13 protein-coding genes and 1 pseudogene are annotated in these 16243 nt (G+C 73.4%); 3 read left to right on the top strand and 11 right to left on the bottom strand.

Features of this window, described 5'->3' with window-relative positions; translation table 11 throughout:
- Positions 1–10 precede the first annotated feature (10 nt).
- Positions 11–520, bottom strand: a complete 510-nt coding sequence (locus FJK98_RS17845) for an NUDIX domain-containing protein (RefSeq protein WP_145920029.1) — start codon at positions 518–520, stop codon at positions 11–13.
- A 100-nt stretch (positions 521–620) separates the two neighbouring features.
- Between FJK98_RS17845 and FJK98_RS17850 the strand changes: the two genes are divergently transcribed.
- Positions 621–1766 carry a hypothetical protein gene (locus FJK98_RS17850; RefSeq protein WP_145920030.1) on the top strand — a complete coding sequence of 382 codons (1146 nt, stop codon included), beginning with the start codon at positions 621–623 and terminating at the stop codon, positions 1764–1766.
- On the opposite strand, the gene FJK98_RS17855 is transcribed toward FJK98_RS17850, so the two are convergent.
- On the bottom strand, positions 1754–3826 hold the full coding sequence (locus tag FJK98_RS17855) for a molybdopterin-dependent oxidoreductase (protein ID WP_145920031.1): 2073 nt from the start codon (positions 3824–3826) through the stop codon (positions 1754–1756). The two genes, FJK98_RS17850 and FJK98_RS17855, sit on opposite strands and share 13 nt — an antisense overlap.
- Before the next feature lie 243 nt (positions 3827–4069).
- Here FJK98_RS17855 and FJK98_RS17860 point away from each other — a divergent pair, with 243 nt between their 5' ends.
- Entirely contained in the window at positions 4070–4411 is a 342-nt protein-coding gene (locus tag FJK98_RS17860; RefSeq protein ID WP_007070998.1) for an RNA polymerase-binding protein RbpA, read from the top strand.
- A 58-nt stretch (positions 4412–4469) separates the two neighbouring features.
- Here FJK98_RS17860 and FJK98_RS17865 read toward each other — a convergent pair whose 3' ends face one another.
- The 9 genes from FJK98_RS17865 to FJK98_RS17905 all read right to left on the bottom strand — a co-directional run bounded on the left by FJK98_RS17865 (position 4470) and on the right by FJK98_RS17905 (position 14654).
- The gene (locus FJK98_RS17865; RefSeq protein WP_145920032.1) at positions 4470–4997 is read right to left on the bottom strand and encodes an FxsA family protein; all 528 of its coding nucleotides are present in this window, start codon (positions 4995–4997) and stop codon (positions 4470–4472) included.
- A 98-nt stretch (positions 4998–5095) separates the two neighbouring features.
- Complete coding sequence (locus FJK98_RS17870; RefSeq protein ID WP_145920033.1) at positions 5096–5869, bottom strand: polyprenol monophosphomannose synthase; 774 nt, start codon at positions 5867–5869, stop codon at positions 5096–5098.
- A gap of 22 nt (positions 5870–5891) precedes the next feature.
- Positions 5892–7487: an apolipoprotein N-acyltransferase gene (lnt, locus tag FJK98_RS17875; RefSeq protein WP_370516910.1), complete on the bottom strand. Its 1596-nt coding sequence runs from the start codon at positions 7485–7487 to the stop codon at positions 5892–5894.
- 506 nt (positions 7488–7993) lie between these two features.
- Positions 7994–9340 carry a glutamate mutase L gene (locus tag FJK98_RS17880; protein ID WP_145920034.1) on the bottom strand — a complete coding sequence of 449 codons (1347 nt, stop codon included), beginning with the start codon at positions 9338–9340 and terminating at the stop codon, positions 7994–7996.
- Complete coding sequence (locus FJK98_RS17885; protein ID WP_145920035.1) at positions 9337–9729, bottom strand: hotdog domain-containing protein; 393 nt, start codon at positions 9727–9729, stop codon at positions 9337–9339. The genes FJK98_RS17880 and FJK98_RS17885 overlap by 4 nt, the downstream gene beginning before the upstream one ends.
- Positions 9726–10478 (bottom strand): OAM dimerization domain-containing protein, encoded by a 753-nt coding sequence (locus tag FJK98_RS17890; protein WP_145920036.1) that lies wholly within the window; start codon positions 10476–10478, stop codon positions 9726–9728. Before FJK98_RS17890 ends, FJK98_RS17885 begins: the two co-directional genes overlap by 4 nt.
- Positions 10475–12037: a lysine 5,6-aminomutase subunit alpha gene (locus FJK98_RS17895; protein ID WP_145920037.1), complete on the bottom strand. Its 1563-nt coding sequence runs from the start codon at positions 12035–12037 to the stop codon at positions 10475–10477. Before FJK98_RS17895 ends, FJK98_RS17890 begins: the two co-directional genes overlap by 4 nt.
- Positions 12034–13599: an amidohydrolase gene (locus tag FJK98_RS17900; RefSeq protein ID WP_145920038.1), complete on the bottom strand. Its 1566-nt coding sequence runs from the start codon at positions 13597–13599 to the stop codon at positions 12034–12036. Before FJK98_RS17900 ends, FJK98_RS17895 begins: the two co-directional genes overlap by 4 nt.
- Before the next feature lie 5 nt (positions 13600–13604).
- A complete protein-coding gene (locus FJK98_RS17905) occupies positions 13605–14654 on the bottom strand; it encodes a zinc-binding alcohol dehydrogenase (RefSeq protein ID WP_194823012.1) in 1050 nt (349 codons plus the stop codon).
- Between the two features lie 173 nt (positions 14655–14827).
- Here FJK98_RS17905 and FJK98_RS34125 point away from each other — a divergent pair.
- Positions 14828–16233, top strand: a pseudogene (locus tag FJK98_RS34125) (KamA family radical SAM protein).
- The last annotated feature ends 10 nt before the right edge of the window (positions 16234–16243 follow it).

The following is a 16243-nucleotide window of genomic DNA, read 5'->3' on the forward strand; positions in this document are numbered from 1 at the left end:
CCCGCCCGGGTCACAACGCGTCGGGCCGGCACAGGGCGGGATGCCGCTCGCCGGGCCGCGCGTACCAGGGGGCGTCGTCGGGGGCGGCGGCGGTGTCCAGCCGCAGCCGCGCCCACTCGTCCAGCTCCGGCAGCGCGTCGGGGGCGAACCAGCCGACCTCGGTGGACTCGTCGCCGTCGGCACGGGGCCGCCCACCCACCGGTCGGCACCGGAACCACACGTTGAGGTACTCGCAGGCGTCGCCGTTGGGGTAGACCACCGGGTGGGTGGCGACCCCGGCGATCCGGTCGACGACGACCCGTACCCCGGTCTCCTCCCACACCTCCCGCACCACCGCGTCGGCGGGCTGCTCACCCGGGTCGACCACGCCGGCCGGCAGCGACCAGCGGCCGTTGTCGCCGCGGCGGGCCAGCAGCACCCGGCCGGCGTCGTCGCGGACCACCCCGGTCACCCCGGGCAGCAGCAACAGGTCGTGTCCGACGTGGGCACGCAACTTGACGATGTACGGGGAGACGGCCACCGGCCCACCGTAACGGTCCCGGCGGCCCCGGCGGCGGCGGACCCGCGCGACGGTGGGGGTGCGCCGGGGTGTCCCGGGCAGCCTCTAGACTTCCCCGTCGATGGACCCGCAGCCCACCACCCCCGCCGACCTGCGTCCCTGCGCGCACTGTGGACGTGACGTGCCGCAACGCGCCGGGGCGGGACGCCCGTTCCGGTACTGCCGGGACAACGACGGCGCCTGCCAGCGGGCGTCGCGTAACTCACGGATGCGACACCGCAACGCCCCCGGCCTGCCCGGTCAGGTGGCCCGCACCTGGGAGGTCGTGGACCGGCTCGACCAGGTGGTGGAGACCCTCACCGAGGCGTTGCACGCCGAACTGTCCCCGGCCGGGGTGCAGCGGCAACTCGCCCAGGCCCGCGCCGACGCCGCCGCCGAGATCGCCGCCGCGCACACCGCCCGCGACGAGGCCCGCGAGGCCGCCGAGACGGCCGCCGCCGACACCGCCCGCGCCCGGCAGGAGACCCGGGCCGCGCTCGCCGCCGCCGACACGGCCCGGCAGCGCGCGGAGCAGTCCGACGCCCGCGCCGACGCCGCCCAGGAACAGGTCGAACAGGCCACAGCCGCCGCCGACACGGCCCGCCGGGACGCCGCCGCCGCCCAGGCGCTGCGGGTGCAGGCCGAACGGGACCGGGACGCCGCCCGCCACGAGTTGCGGGCCCTGCGCGCCGAACGCGACGCCGCCCGGCAGCTCGCCGCCGACCTGACCGTCGACCGGGACGCCGCCCGCGCCGACGCCGCCCGGCACGCCACCGACGCACAGCGGGCCGTCGCCGACGCCGCCGCCGCCCGCCAGGAGACCCGGCAGGCGCACGCCGACGCCACGGCGGCCCGCGCCGACGCCACCGCCGCCGCCGACCGGGCCCGGCAGGCCGAGGCGGCGGCGCAGGCGGCCCGCCAGGACGTCACCGCCGCGCGGGCCGACGCCGACGCCGCCCGGCAGGAGGCCGCCGCGCGGACCGCCCGCGCCGGGGAGGAACTGGCCGCCGCGCTGGCCCGGGTGGACGCCCTCACCGCCGAACTGGCGCAGACCCGCGCCGAGGTGCAGCGGGCGCACCGGGCGTCGGCCGCCGACCGGGCCCGACTGGCCGACCTGGACCGGGCGTTGGCCGACGCCGACGCCGCCCAACGCCGCGCCGGTCAACTCGCCAACCAGGTCAGCGACCTGGCCACCGCGTTGGCGCGACTCAGCGGTCAGTCGGGCTGACCCGCGCCGGTCGGGGCGGCCTGCACCTCGACCCGGGTGTCGTGGAACGTCGGCCCGCCGCCGAGGTCGGTGTCGCGGACCCCGGTGACCGCGTTGACGGTGCTGCCGCCGGGACTCAGCCGCGCCCAGTACGCCTTGTAGGTGAACGCCAACCCGGGGCGGGTGGCGTCGTCCACGGCGACGGTGGCCAGGAACTCGCCCCGGTCGTTGTGCACCCGCGCCGGGTCGCCGTCGCTCAGGCCCCGGGCGGCGGCGTCGACGGGGTGCAGGTGGATGCGGGGCGGACCGGTGCGGCTGCGGTGCCACGGCAGCGACGCGAACGTCGAGTTGAGGAAGAACCGGCCGGCCGGGGAGATCAACGCCAGAGGGAACCGGCGGGCCAGCGCGGCGTCCGCCACCTCCACCGGCGGCGTGTACCCGACGAGCGGGTCGACACCCTGCCCGGTCAGCCGCGGATCATGGAACCGGGCCCGCCCGTCGTGGCTGGGAAATCCACCCGCCGCGTACGGGGCTGAACCCGCCGCGACGCCGGTGGCCCGCACGTACGTACGGCGGCTCAACTCGTCGTAGTCGATGCCGGTGCCGTCGAGCAGCTGCCGCGCCAGGTCCTCGTCGCTGTCGCGCAGCCGGGGGTGGTCCAACCCGAGGGCCGCGGCGATCCGCCGGAAGATCTCCGTGTTGGGCAGCGCCTGCCCCGGCGGGTCGAGCACCGGCCGGTTCAGGGTGGCGTAGTGGTGGCCGTAGGAGGTGTGCAGGTCGAGGTGTTCCGGTTGCATGGTGGCCGGCAGCACCACGTCGGCGAAGTCGCAGGTGTCGGTCCAGCGTTGCTCCAACACCACCGTGAACAGGTCGGCGCGGGTCAGGCCACGCCGCAGCCGGTTCTGGTCGGGGACGGTGGCGACCGGGTTGGTGTCGAAGACCACCAGCGCGGTGACCGGCGGGTCGGCCTCGTCGGTGAGCGCGGCGGCGAGGCGGCTCATGTTGATCGACCGGGCCGGCGGGGCGGGCATCCCGGCGGGCCGGGCGACCCGGTCGGCGTCGACGCGGTGGTGCCCGCTGGTGGTGGCCAACGCCCCACCACCGGGATACCGGAAGTCCCCGGTGAGCAGGGGGATCGCCGCGATGGCCCGGACCGCCTGCCCGGCCCCGGCGTGCCGTTGCAGACCCAACCCGATCCGGATGGCGGTGGGGCGGGTGGTGGCGATCCGCTCACCGAGGTCCCGCACCACGTCGACGTCGAGACCGCACTCGGCGGCGGCGCGGTCCACCGGCCATTCGTCGAGGCGGGCCTCCATCCGCTCCCAACCGACGGTGTGCGCGGCCACCCACTGCCGGTCGACCGCGCCGAGGTCCCGCAGGTGCCGCATCAACCCCAGGGCCAGGGCGGCGTCGGTGCCGGGCAGTGGCGCCACGTGCGCGTCGCTGCGGGCGGCGGTGTCGGTGCGCAGCGGGTCGATGGTGACGACGTGCGCGCCCCGCTGCTGGGCCTGCCGCACGAACGGCCAGTGGTGCAGGTTGGTGGAGAGCAGGTTCGCCCCCCACAGGATGACCAGTTTCGCCTCGACCACCGACTCCGGTTCGAAACCGACGGACCCGCCGTAGACCGACCCGAGGGCGGCCCGGGACGCGGCCGTGCAGATGGTGGTCCGCAGCCGCGACGCCCCCAGGTGCGCGAACAGCCGCGGACCCATCGACCAGCCCTGCACCAGCCCCATGGTGCCGGCGAAGTAGTAGGGCAGGACCGACTCCGGGCCGTGCACGTCGATGCTGGCACGTAGGCCGTCGGCGACCCGGCGGACCGCCTCGTCCCAGCTCGCCGGCCGGTACGACACCGGCCCGACCCCCTTCGGGCCGACCCGCACCAGGGGGGTGGTCAGCCGGTCGGGTCCGGTGACCGCGTCGAGGTAACGGTTCACCTTGCCGCACAACGCGCCCCGGGTGAACGGATGCTCCGGGTCGCCGCGCAGCCCCACCGGTCGCCCGTCGGTGACGGTGAGCTGCCAGACGCAGGTGTCGGGGCAGTCCAGGGGGCACGCCCCGGGATGAACGGTGGTGGCCATGCCGCGGATGCTATCGTCACCGGCCGCCCCGGCATGGCCCCGTCACGGCTGCCGACACGGCCGGCGGCGGCTACCATCGCGGTGCACACACCGATGTCGACCCGGCCGGGGCGAACCCGCCGGGCCGGTGTGGTGGCCGGCTACCCTTGCGGGGGTCGTCCCACCCCGCCGGGGCGGGAATGCCCCGGCGGTGACCGGCCGTTACACCGGAAGACCAGCACCACGAGCGAGGGGAAGTCGAACATGGGCGAGCGCATGCTGCGCGGTAGCCGTCTGGGCGCGGTCAGCTACGAATCCGACCGCAACACGGAGCTCGCGCCGCGCCAGACCCGCGAGTACCTCTGCGCCAAGGGCCACCAGTTCGAGGTGCCGTTCGCCGTCGACGCCGAGGTCCCCACCACCTGGGAATGCAAGTTCGACGGCAGCGTCGCCCGGCTCGTCGACGGCACCGAACCGGAGCAGAAGAAGGCCAAGCCGCCGCGTACCCACTGGGACATGCTGCTGGAGCGGCGGTCCATCGCCGAGCTGGAGGACATCCTCGCCGAACGGCTCCAGGAGGTCCGCACCCGCCGCGGCCGCGCCTGACCCGCACAGCGACGACGACGCCCCCGGAACTCTCCGGGGGCGTCGTCGTGTCCGGGGTTCAGGGCCGGCGGGGTTCCACGATCTCCCCCTCGATGGCCCGCCCCTCGTCGACCATTTGCGGGGTCACCACGTCCCCCTGCGGCGGCGGCGCGGCCGGCTCCCCCCGCCGCACCCGCACCGTACGCGGACCGAACAGGTCACCGGCGACCATCGACGACACCCGCCGCTCGGTGGCCCGCTGCACCCCGGCACGCGCCAACCGGCGCACCGGCGGCACCAGCAGCAACACCCCCACCAGCCCACTGAGCAGACCGGGGATCGCCAGCAGCAACGCACCGGCCAACCCGACCAGCCCGTCGGTCACCTGCCGACCCGGCGGCTGCCGGGACTCCACCGACGTGCGGAAACCCCGCCAGGCGCGCATCCCCTCCCGGCGCAGCAACACCAGCCCCAGCAGGGACGCGGCGAACACCAGCAGCACCGCCGCACCGAACCCGACGGCCCGGCCCACCCCGATGAACACGGCCAACTCCGCCACCACCGCCAGCAGCAGGGCCGGTGGCACGAACCTCAGGTATCGGCGCATCTCACCTCATCCGCGTCGCGCGGCACCCGCTCACCGCCACCGGCCGGACAATGCCCGCGGGGCGACAGGCCCGCCCCTCCAGCATGCCACGCCCCCACTCACGGCCACCGGTCGTGACCGCGACGCCACCGCCTCGGCCGCCGGTCCCGCAACCCCCAGGTGGTGATCCGCCACAACGCCTCGGCCACGATCAGCGGGCTCATCTTGCTGGCCCCCCGCTCCCGTTCGGCGAACGTGATCGGCACCTCCACGATCCGCACCCCCGCCCGGTGCGCCAACCGCGACAGCTCCACCTGGAACGAGTACCCCTGCGAACACACCGACTCCAGACGCATCGCCCGCAACGCCGACAACCGGTACACCCGGAACCCGCCTGTCGCATCCGACACCGGCATCCCCAACGCCATCCGCGCGTACAGGTTCCCACACCGCGACAGCAGCAGCCGCCGCCACGGCCAGTTCACCACCCGCGCCCCACCCACCCACCGCGACCCGATCACCACGTCGGCGTCCCGGGCCGCCGCCAGCAACGCCGGCAGATCCTCCGGGGCGTGCGACCCGTCGGCGTCCATCTCCACCACCGCGTCGTAGCCGTGCTGCCGCGCCCACCCGAACCCGGCCAGGTACGCCGCCCCCAACCCCTGCTTGCCGGGCCGGTGCAACACGTGCACCTGCCCGTCGGTGGCGGCCATCGCCTCGGCCAGCGTCCCCGTGCCGTCGGGACTGTTGTCGTCGGCGACCAACACGTCCACCGCCGGCACGGCCCGACGCACCCGGACCACCACGTCGGCGACGTTGTCGGCCTCGTTGTAGGTGGGGATCACCACCAGCACCCGGCCCACCCCCGGCTGTCCCCCGGCTGCCTCGCCCACCGTCTCCCCCGTTCCTGCCGGCTCACCCGGCGGCGGTGACCTCCCGACGACGCCGCACCGCCCCCGCGACGACCAGGGCCGCGACCGCCAGCCCGGTCAGGGCCACCTCCGGCCACCGTCCGGCCCGGGTGGCCGGGGTACGCCCGTCGGCGAGCGTCACCTCCCGCACCACCACCGCCCGGGTGTTGAACCCGGTGGCGTCGCTTACCCGCCCGTCCGGGGCGACGAACCCGGACACCCCGACCGTCGAGGCCATCAACGCCGCACGACCGTGCTCCACCGCCCGCAACCGCACCATCGCCAACTGCTGCCGGGCCTCCGCCACGTCGAACGTGGCATTGTTCGTCTGCACCACCAGCAGCTGCGCCCCACCGTCGACGGTGTCCCGCACCAGACCGTCGTAGGCCACCTCGAAACAGATCACGTCCCCGAGCACCACCGGACCCGCGTCGACCACCCCCGGCGACGACCCCGCGACGAAGTCGGCCCGCACCCGGTCGACCTGCTTGGACACCGCACGCGCCACCGACCGCATCGGCACGTACTCGGCGAACGGCACCGGATGCCGCTTCGTGTACACCTGGGCCAGATCCGGGCCGCTGCCCGGCCGCCACAGGATGCCCGCGTTGCGGACCTCACCGTCACCCGGACCGGCGAGCACCGCCCCGACCAGGATCGGCGCGCCGATCGCGTCCGCGGCCTGCGAGATCCGCGCCCCGGCGGCGGCGTTACGCAACGGATCGATGTCCGAGGAGTTCTCCGGCCACACCACCAGGTCGGGACGCCGCTCGACACCCGCACCGACGCGCTCCGCCAACTGCAACGTCGCGTCGACGTGATTGTTCAGCACCGCCTGCCGCTGGGCGTTGAAGTCCAGACCCAACCGGGGCACGTTGCCCTGCACGATCGCCACCCGCACCGACCGGCCACCCGCGTCGACCCCCGACGGCACCAGCCATCCCACCGCCACCAGCGCCACCACACCCGCCGCCACCCCGGCCACCGGCTGCCACCGCACCCCCGGCCACCGCCGCCACACCGCCACCAGCAGCAACCCGCCGGCCACCGCCACCACCCCGGTGACCAGCGGCGCACCCCCCAGCCACGCCCACCCCAGCAGCGGCGACGAATCCTGACTGAACGCCAGACGCCCCCACGGGAACCCACCGAACGGGGTGCGGTCCCGCAGCGCCTCCTGCCCCACCCACAACACCCCCGTCACCGGCGGCCACGCCCACCGCCACCGGTCCACCACCGGCGACACCCACGCCGTCGCCGCCCCCAGCACCGCCAGGTAGCCGGCCTGCAACAGCGACAGCAGCACCCACGGCAGCAGCCCGGTGTGCAGGTTCGTCCACGCCAGCAGCGGCGCGAACAACGCCACCCCGGTCAGGAAACCCAACCCGGCGCCCGCCCGCAGCCGCCGCCGGTGCGTCGCCGCCGCCAACCCGGCCACCCCGACCGCCGCCAACGGCCACCAGCCGTACGGCGGGAACGCCACCAGCAACGCCACCCCGGCGGCCACCGCCACCGGCACCGCCACCCGCAGCGGCAACGGCGACCGCGCCGGCCGCACCACCGGCGGGGTACGCGTCTCATCCCGGTCGAGCGTCGTCACCGGCACCTCACCACGATCACGGGCCGAAGGCTACCCGCCCCGGCCCGCCACCCCCGACGCCACCGAACCCGAAGCCGCCGACGTCACCCCACGAACCCCGGGCGGTGGACGGACACGAAATCGGGGCGCGGCCTAAGCCGCGCCCCGATGCTCCCAGGCCCTTCCCGGCCGGTGGGGCGAGAACGAGCGACGCCGACCTTCGGACCGACCCGACGGTGGACTGGCTGCCCCCGCCTGGCCGTTGTCTACTGGCCGTGCCCCTCACCCTGCCCGTACACCGGTAACCGCGGCCGGTTCGCGCCGCCCCGCCGACCCCCGCCCGCTGGACCTGGCCGCCGCGACGCGATGCACCAACAATGTCGCTCGGCCAGCGGACGAAGGGACGAAGCGAACAACAGCCGCTTCCCGTAGTAGGACTCAAAGACGGTACGGCCTACACCCCCGCCGCTGTCAACCCACCCCCGGCCAGTCGCGCCCACCGACCCGGCGTGTCGCGTCGGCGCGTCTCAATCCCCACCCAGATGCCGCCGCAACAACGCCCCCGCCGCCCCCGGATGCTCCCCGGCGAGCAACCCACCGGCAGCCAGCACATAATCCACGTCCACCACCGGCCGCGCCGCCCGCGGCAACGGCCAACCCCCGGCATGATCGGTCAACACCCGCGTCAACACCCCCACCGCCGCCCCCGCGTCGGCGTGACGCAGCACACCACCGGAACCCACCAGCAGCCGCACGTCCCGCAGATCCCGCCCCGCCCGCTCACCCGTCGCCGCACCCCGGGCATGCCGACGCAACGCCACCGTCGCCGCCAACGCCGCGATCCGCCCCTCCACCACCCGGTCCCGGTCGTCGACCGGCAGGAACCCCGGATCGGCCGCCCGCGCCGCCGCCGCCACCCCCAACGCCTCCTGCCCCGCCGCATCGAGCAGCCGCTCCTCCACCGCCGCCCGCACCACCCCCGGCGCACTCCACCGCATCCCCAGATCACCCTCCACCGTGCGGGCCCGCCACAGCGACCCCGCCACCTCCCGGCCCGGCCCGTCGGCCCGCTCATCCGGCGTCAACACCGAATACACGTCGGTCGTCGCCCCACCCACATCCACCACCACCAGATCACCACCCACCACGTCGGCGAGGACCTCCACCCCCGTCAACACCGCATCCGGGGTCGCCGCCCGCACCAACCGGCCGAACCGGGCCCCCCGCGACAACCGCTTACCACCGATGACGTGCCGCAGGAACACCTCCCGGATCGCCGCCCGCGCCGACGCCGGCGCCAACACCCCGATCCGGGGCAGCACATTGTCCGCCACCGTCACCGGCACCCCCGCCGCCGCCAACACCCCCCGCAGCCCGTCCCGCACCTCCACGTTGCCCGCCACCACCACCGGCACCCGCCACCGGGCCCGCGCCAACCGGGTCGCGTTGTGCGTCACCGTGTCGACGTCCCCACCATCGGTGCCACCCACCAGCAACACCACGTCCGGGCGGGCCGCCCGCACCGCCGACAGCTCCGCCGCCCCCAACCGGCCCGCCGCCACGTGCACCACGTTCGCGCCCGCCGACAACCCCACCCGCCGCCCCGCCTGCGCGGTCACCAACGGCTCGTAACCCACCACCGCCAGCCGCAACCCGCCACCCGCCGACGAACACACGTACCACGGCAACGCCCCGGCAACCCCCGCGCCGGCCCCCTCGACCGCCGCACCCACCGCCGCGTCCAACCCGTGCAGCACATCCGTCCCGACCGACGTGGGCGCCGACGCCGCCCCCACCAGCCGGCCCGCGTCCAGATCCACCACCGCCGCCTTCGTCCAGGTCGACCCGACGTCGGCGCAGACCGCCAGCCTCACGCCGCCGCCGGAACGACCACGGTGCCCGTCGCCGTCACCGCCACCACCGGCTCCGCCAACACCTCCGCCGCCGACCCGCCCCGCTCCGGCCGCCCCCGGCACACCACCCGCGCCACGAAGTCGATCCCCCGGCTGCGGGTGCCCACCCGCACCACCGTCGCCGTCACCTCCACCACGTCACCCGCCCGCACCGACGACACGAACTGCACATCCGAATACGACGCGAACAACCCCTCGTCACCATCGGTACGGATACACACCTCCGTCGCCACGTCCCCGAACAACCCCAACACGTACGCCCCGTCCACCAGGTTCCCCGCGTAGTGGGCGTGCGCGTACGGCACATACCGCCGGTGCGTCACCGACAACCCCAACCGTGCACCACTCATCCCCGCGCCTCCCTGCTCGTCACCAACGCATGCACCAGATACGACGCCACCTCACCCGGCGTGGTACCCCGACCGAAGATCCGGTCCACCCCCAGCTCCGCCGTCATCGTCTCGTCGAACCGCGGCCCACCCACGATCAGCAACGGCCGCTTCCCCGCCGGCATCGCCTCCCGGAACGCCGCCGACATCTCCCGCGTGTTGTGCAGATGCGCATCACGCTGCGTCACCACCTGCGACACCAGCACCGCATCCGCCCGCTCCCGCCGCGCCGCCTCCACCAACTCCGGCACACTCACCTGCGCGCCCAGGTTCGACACCTTCAACTCCCGGTAATACTCCAGGCCCTTCTCCCCGGCGATGCCCTTCACGTTCAGGATCGCGTCGATGCCCACCGTGTGCGCGTCCGTGCCGATACACGCCCCCACCACCGACAGCTTGCGCCGCAACCGCCGCTTCACCACCGCGTTGACCTCCTTGGCCGACAGCAGTGGAAAGTCCCGCTCCACCACCTGCACCTGCGCCAGGTCCACCAGATGGTTCACCCGCCCGTACACCACGAAGAACGTGAACCCGTCACTCATCGGCTTCGCGTGCACCAGCATCGCCGGATCGATGCCCATCCTGTTCGCCAACTGCACCGCCGCACCCTCGGCCCGCTTGTCGTGCGGCACCGGCAACGTGAACGACACCTGCACCATGCCGTCACCGGTGGTGTCCCCGTACGGCCGCACGATCGTCTTCTCGCTCATGAGGGTTGCTGCTCCAGGATCTCCGTGGCCGGGTTGTAGTAGTCCGCCTCGTGCCGCGCCACCCCGGACAGGCCCTTGCCCCGGTCCGCCGGCCGCTTCATGATCCCGAACGTGCCCTCGGCGATCGCCGTCAACAACGACTGGTCCCCGATCCGCTCCAGCAGATCCACCGCCTCACCCAGCACCCGGTGCGCCCGCTGCTGGATGAACCCACCCGGCGCCGGCACGAAATCCTCGTGCAACCCGCCCGCCGCACCCAACACGTACCGCACGTTCTGCAGGGCGATGTCCCGGTCCGACAACCACGGCGTCACCACCGCCTCGGTCATCATCCCCACCAGCAGGATCCCCTGCCCCGTCATCGTCCCCACCAGATTGAAGAACCCGTCCAGCAGATTCCCCCGGAACACGTCCCCCGTCATGTGCTTCGTCGGCGGCATCCACTTCAACGGCGCATCCGGGAACAACTCCCGCGCCAACAACGCGTGCGCCAACTCCAGCCGGAACGACTCCGGCACCTCAGGGTTGATCTCGAACGCGTGCCCCAGCCCCAACTGGGCGTCGACCAACCCCGCCTCGTGCGCGAAGAACTCGTTGAGCAGCTGCGACACCGTCACCGTGTGCGCCTCCTCGACCGCGTCGGCGGTCGTGAGGTAGTTGTCCTCACCCGTGTTGATGATGATCCCCGCCCGCGCGTGCACCTGCCGCGAGAACCGCTGATCCACGAACGTCCGGATCGGATTGATGTCCCGGAACAGAATCCCGTACATCGAGTCGTTCAGCATCATGTCGAGCCGTTCCAGACCCGCCAGGGTGGCCATCTCCGGCATACACAGGCCCGACGCGTAGTTCGTCAACCGCACGTACCGGCCCAGCTCCCGCGACGACTCGTCCAGCGCCGCCCGCATCAACCGGAAGTTCTCCTGCGTCGCATACGTGCCCGCGAACCCCTCCCGGGTCGCCCCCTCCGGCACATAGTCCAACAACGACTGCCCCGTCGACCGGATCACCGCGATCACGTCCGCACCCGCCCGCGCCGCCGCCTGCGCCTGCGGAATGTCCTCGTAGATGTCACCCGTCGCCACGATCAGGTAGATCCACGGCCGCTGCTTCGGGTCCCCGTACCGCTTGACGAGGCGGCCCCGCTCGGCCCGCCGCCGGTCGATCCGCCGCACACCCGCGGCGACCGCCCGACGCGCCACCCGCCGGGCCGCCGTGGCGGCCCTACCGGTGGGCTGCGCGAACCGCACCGACCCGGCGGCCGCCTTCTGCGCCAGCAGCGTCACATCGCTGATCTGCTCCCGCGCCAACGCGTCGAACACCGGCACCGCCACCCCGTGCCCCAACCCCACATCCGCCACCACCGCGTCCACCAGACGGTTCACCCACGGAATACCGTCCGGATCCGCACCGGTCACCCCGGCCAGCCGCAACACCGCCCGCTCCACCGACACCGTGGTGTGACTACGCGCCAACTCCACCACCGGCTGCCCGGCCCGCCGCGCCAACTCCCGCGCCCGCGCCACCAGCACCGGATCCAGGTCAAGCTTCCCCGTCACGACGCGCCTTCCTCATAGATGACCTCACCACGCAGCACCGTCGCCCGGCACACCGGCAACGGCGTCGGATCCCCCGGACCCCGCAACTCCGGATCCTCGGACTGCAACACCGGCAACCCCCGCTCCACCCCCGCCGGGGCCTCCCACACCGCGAACGTCGCCGGCGCCCCCAACGCCAACACCCCCTCGTTGTCCAGATGCACCGCCCGCCAGCCACCCCGGGTGTGCGCCGCGAACGCCGCCCGCACACTCATCCGCTGCGCCGCACTGTGATGCGCCGCCGCCGCCCGCACCGCCCCCCACGGATCCAGCGGCGTCACCGGCGAATCCGACCCGAACGCCAACGCCACCCCCACCCCGTGCATCGCCCCCATCGGATTCGACTCCAACGACCGGGCCAACCCCAACCGCGACTCGTACATCCGACCCGCGCCACCCCACAACCGGTCGAACGCCGGCTGCATCGACGCGACGATCCCGAACTCCACGAACCCGGCGATCAACGCCTTGCTCATGATCTCCGCATGCTCCACCCGGTGCCGCGCCGCCCGCACCCGGTCCGTACCCAACACCGAAGCCGCCGCCGCGAACCCCGCCAACACCGTCCCGATCGCCGCGTCACCGATCGCGTGGAACCCGCCCTGCACCCCGTGCGCCGCACAGTCCACCAGATGGTCACGCACCTGATCCGCACTCAGATAACCGTGCCCACACCCCTCACCGTCGCGGTACGGCCCCGACAGGTGCGCCGTCCGCGACCCCAACGCCCCGTCCGCGAACAGGTCACCACCCGCCCCCACCGCCCCCAACTCCCGCGCCCGCGCCGCCCCCGACAACTCACCCCAGTACCCGTACACCTCCGGCACACCCGCACCCGAAAGACCCAACAGACCCGTGAAATCCTCCTCGTCGGAAATCTCCGGCCCACCACACTCGTGCACCGCCGCGATCCCCAACGACGCCGCCCGCGCCAACGCCACCCGCTGCGCCGCCACCCGCTGCCCCCGCGTCACCCCGGCCCGCGCCGCCGCCCGCACCACATGGTGCGCGTCCCGCCGCAACCACCCCGACGCGTCGAAACCCGGCAAACCCGCCACCTGCGGACACGCCGCCAGCAACGCCTGCGACACCAACGCCGAATGGATCGACGCCTGCGACAGATACACCCGCCGACCACCCGCCGCCCGGTCCAACCGCGCCGCGTCCGGCAACGCCGCATCCACCCAACCCGACTCGTCCCAGCCGTGCCCCAACACCACCGCGTCCGCCGGCAGACCCGCCGCGAACACCGCCACCGCGTCCAGCAACCCGGCCGCCGACCGCACCGACGACAGATCCAGACCCGACAACACCAACCCGGTGTCCGTCGCGTGCACGTGCGCGTCCACGAACGCCGGCGTCACCAGCGCCCCACCCAGCTCCACCACCCGGTCGGCGGCCGGCGCGTCCGCGTCCACACCCAGCCAGGCGATCCGCCCGTCCCGCACCAACAGCGCCGTCGCGCTCGGCTCCGCCGGACAGTGCAGCACTCCACCGCGGTACAACGTCGAGGGGTTCGTCATGGCACTCAGTCTGCCGCCAACCGGGACGCGAAGAGACCACGTACCCCCGGCTCCGACCGCACCAACCCCAACGCCAGCTCCGCGTGCCCCGGCACGTAACCGTTGCCCACCAGCATCGTCACGTCCGCCGCCAGCCCCTCCGCACCCAACGCCGCCGCCGCGAAACTCGTCGCCATCGAGAAGAAGATCACCGTGCCGCCGTCCGCCGTGGCCAACACCGCACCGTGCTCACACCCCGGCACGTCCACGCACACCACCGTCACGTCCGCCGGCCCACCCAACGCCGTCGTCACCGCCGACGACACCCCCACCGGGTCCCGGGCATCAGCCAACGCCACCACCGACGCCAGACCGGCCGCCACCAGCGCGTCCCGCTCCGCCGCCACCGGCACCACCCCCACCGTACGACCGGCACCCGCCCGCCGCGCCGCCGCCAACGACAACGACCCGCTCTTGCCCGCCCCACCGATCACCGCCACCGTCACCGGCGACCCGTCACCGGTCCGCTCCCGCCGCGCCACCTGCTCGGCGACCACCCGGGCCGTCAACGCCGGCGCACCGCACACGTCCAGCACCGCCAGCGCCAACTCCGGATGCAGATCCGCCGGCAGCACCGCCGCGATCGACCGGGCGAACAGGATCGCGTACCCGTCACACGGCACCTGCTCGCTACGCCCGTCCCAGCGGGCCAACCCGTCCAGGATCGTCAACGGGGTCAGCGTCAACGACACCAACGTCGCCACCCGGTCACCCACCGCCAACCCCAACGGCGACCGCCGGCCGGCCTCCTCCACGGTGCCGATCAGCATCCCGCCCGACCCGGTCACCGGATTCTGCATCTTGCCCCGCGCCGACACGATCTCCAGCACCTCGGCGCGGACTTTCTCCCCGTCCCCACCGTGCTTCTGCGCCAACTGCCGGAAACTCGCCGCGTCCAGGTTCAACCGCTCCACCCGGATCCGCACCTCGTTGGGGGCGATCCGCGGGTCGGCGTCCAACCGCCAGGCCGCCTGCGGCAGCACCCCCGCCGGTTCCACGACGCGGTGCAGACCCACCGGTGACGTCACGCCGACCTCCCCTCTCCACCGCCCGAAGCCCCGACCAGGACTCGCATCGCGGGAAAACTTACGGCAGACTAATTTCTTCGCCGGATATTTTCCAGTAGCCTTTCGGGATCTACCGATCATCGCCCGCCGGTCACCCCGGCCACGCAGCACGAGGAGGGGCCGTGACCCAGACCCAACCGATGGCGACCATCCCCGGGCCCCGCCCCGCCCCGGCCGCCGCACCCACCGCCGGGCAGCCCTACGAATACCGCCGCAGCCCCCTGGTCGAACCCGACTGGACCCGCTTCCCCGGCTGGCGCGACGTCACCCGCGAACAGTGGGAGAACGCCCAGTGGCAACGCGTCAACTGCGTCAAGAACATCAAGCAGCTGCGCGCCGTCCTCGGCGACACCGTCGACGAGAGCTTCTACACCGACCTCGCCGCCGACCAGCAGGCCCTGGCCACCATGTCGATGCTGGTGCCACCCCAGATGATCAACACGATGGTGCCGTTCGCCCCGATGACCACCGAGGCGTTCCGCGCCGACCCCATCCGCCGCTACATGATCCCCGTCACCGCCGACCGGCGCACCGACTGGCCCTCACACCCCTACGCCAGCCGCGACTCACTGCACGAACACGACATGTGGGTCGCCGAGGGCCTCACCCACCGCTACCCCACCAAGGTCCTCGCCGAACTGCTCTCCACCTGCCCCCAGTACTGCGGCCACTGCACCCGGATGGACCTCGTCGGCAACTCCACCCCCGCCGTCGACAAGCTCAAGCTCACCCTCAAGCCCGTCGACCGCTACGACGCCCACATCGCCTACCTCAAGGCCCACCCCGGCGTCCGCGACGTGGTCGTCTCCGGCGGCGACGTGGCCAACGTCCCGTGGCGCAACCTTGAGTCGTACCTGATGCGGCTGCTCGAACTGGAAACCGTCCGCGACATCCGGCTCGCCACCAAGGCCCTGATGGGCCTGCCCCAGCACTGGCTCCAGAACGACGTCGTCGAGGGCCTGGAACGGGTCGCCCGCACCGCCGCCCGACGCGGCGTCAACCTGGCCATCCACACCCACGTCAACCACGCCCAGTCGATCACCCCGCTGGTCGCCAAGGCCGCCCAGACCGCCCTCGACGTCGGCGTCCGCGACGTGCGCAACCAGGGCGTGCTCATGCGCGGCGTCAACGCCACCGCCCCCGACCTGCTCGACCTCTGCTTCGCCCTCCAGGGTGAAGCCGGCATCCTGCCGTACTACTTCTACATGTGCGACATGATCCCCAACGCCGAACACTGGCGGGTCCCGGTCTGGCACGCCCAGCAGCTCCAGCACGACATCATGGGCTACCTGCCCGGCTACGCCACCCCCCGGATCGTCTGCGACGTGCCCTTCGTCGGCAAGCGCTGGGTGCACATGCTCACCGAGTACGACCGGGAACGCGGCATCTCCTACTGGACCAAGAACTACCGCACCTCCATCGAGTCGGCCGACCTGGAGGCGCTCAACAAGCGCTACGCCTACTACGACCCGATCGACACCCTCCCGAGGCCGGCCAGCGGTGGTGGGCCGCGCACCGCGACGACTGACCCGCACCAC

The sequence above is a fragment of the Micromonospora sp. HM134 genome (assembly GCF_007833915.1).
Classification (GTDB): domain Bacteria; phylum Actinomycetota; class Actinomycetes; order Mycobacteriales; family Micromonosporaceae; genus Micromonospora; species Micromonospora wenchangensis.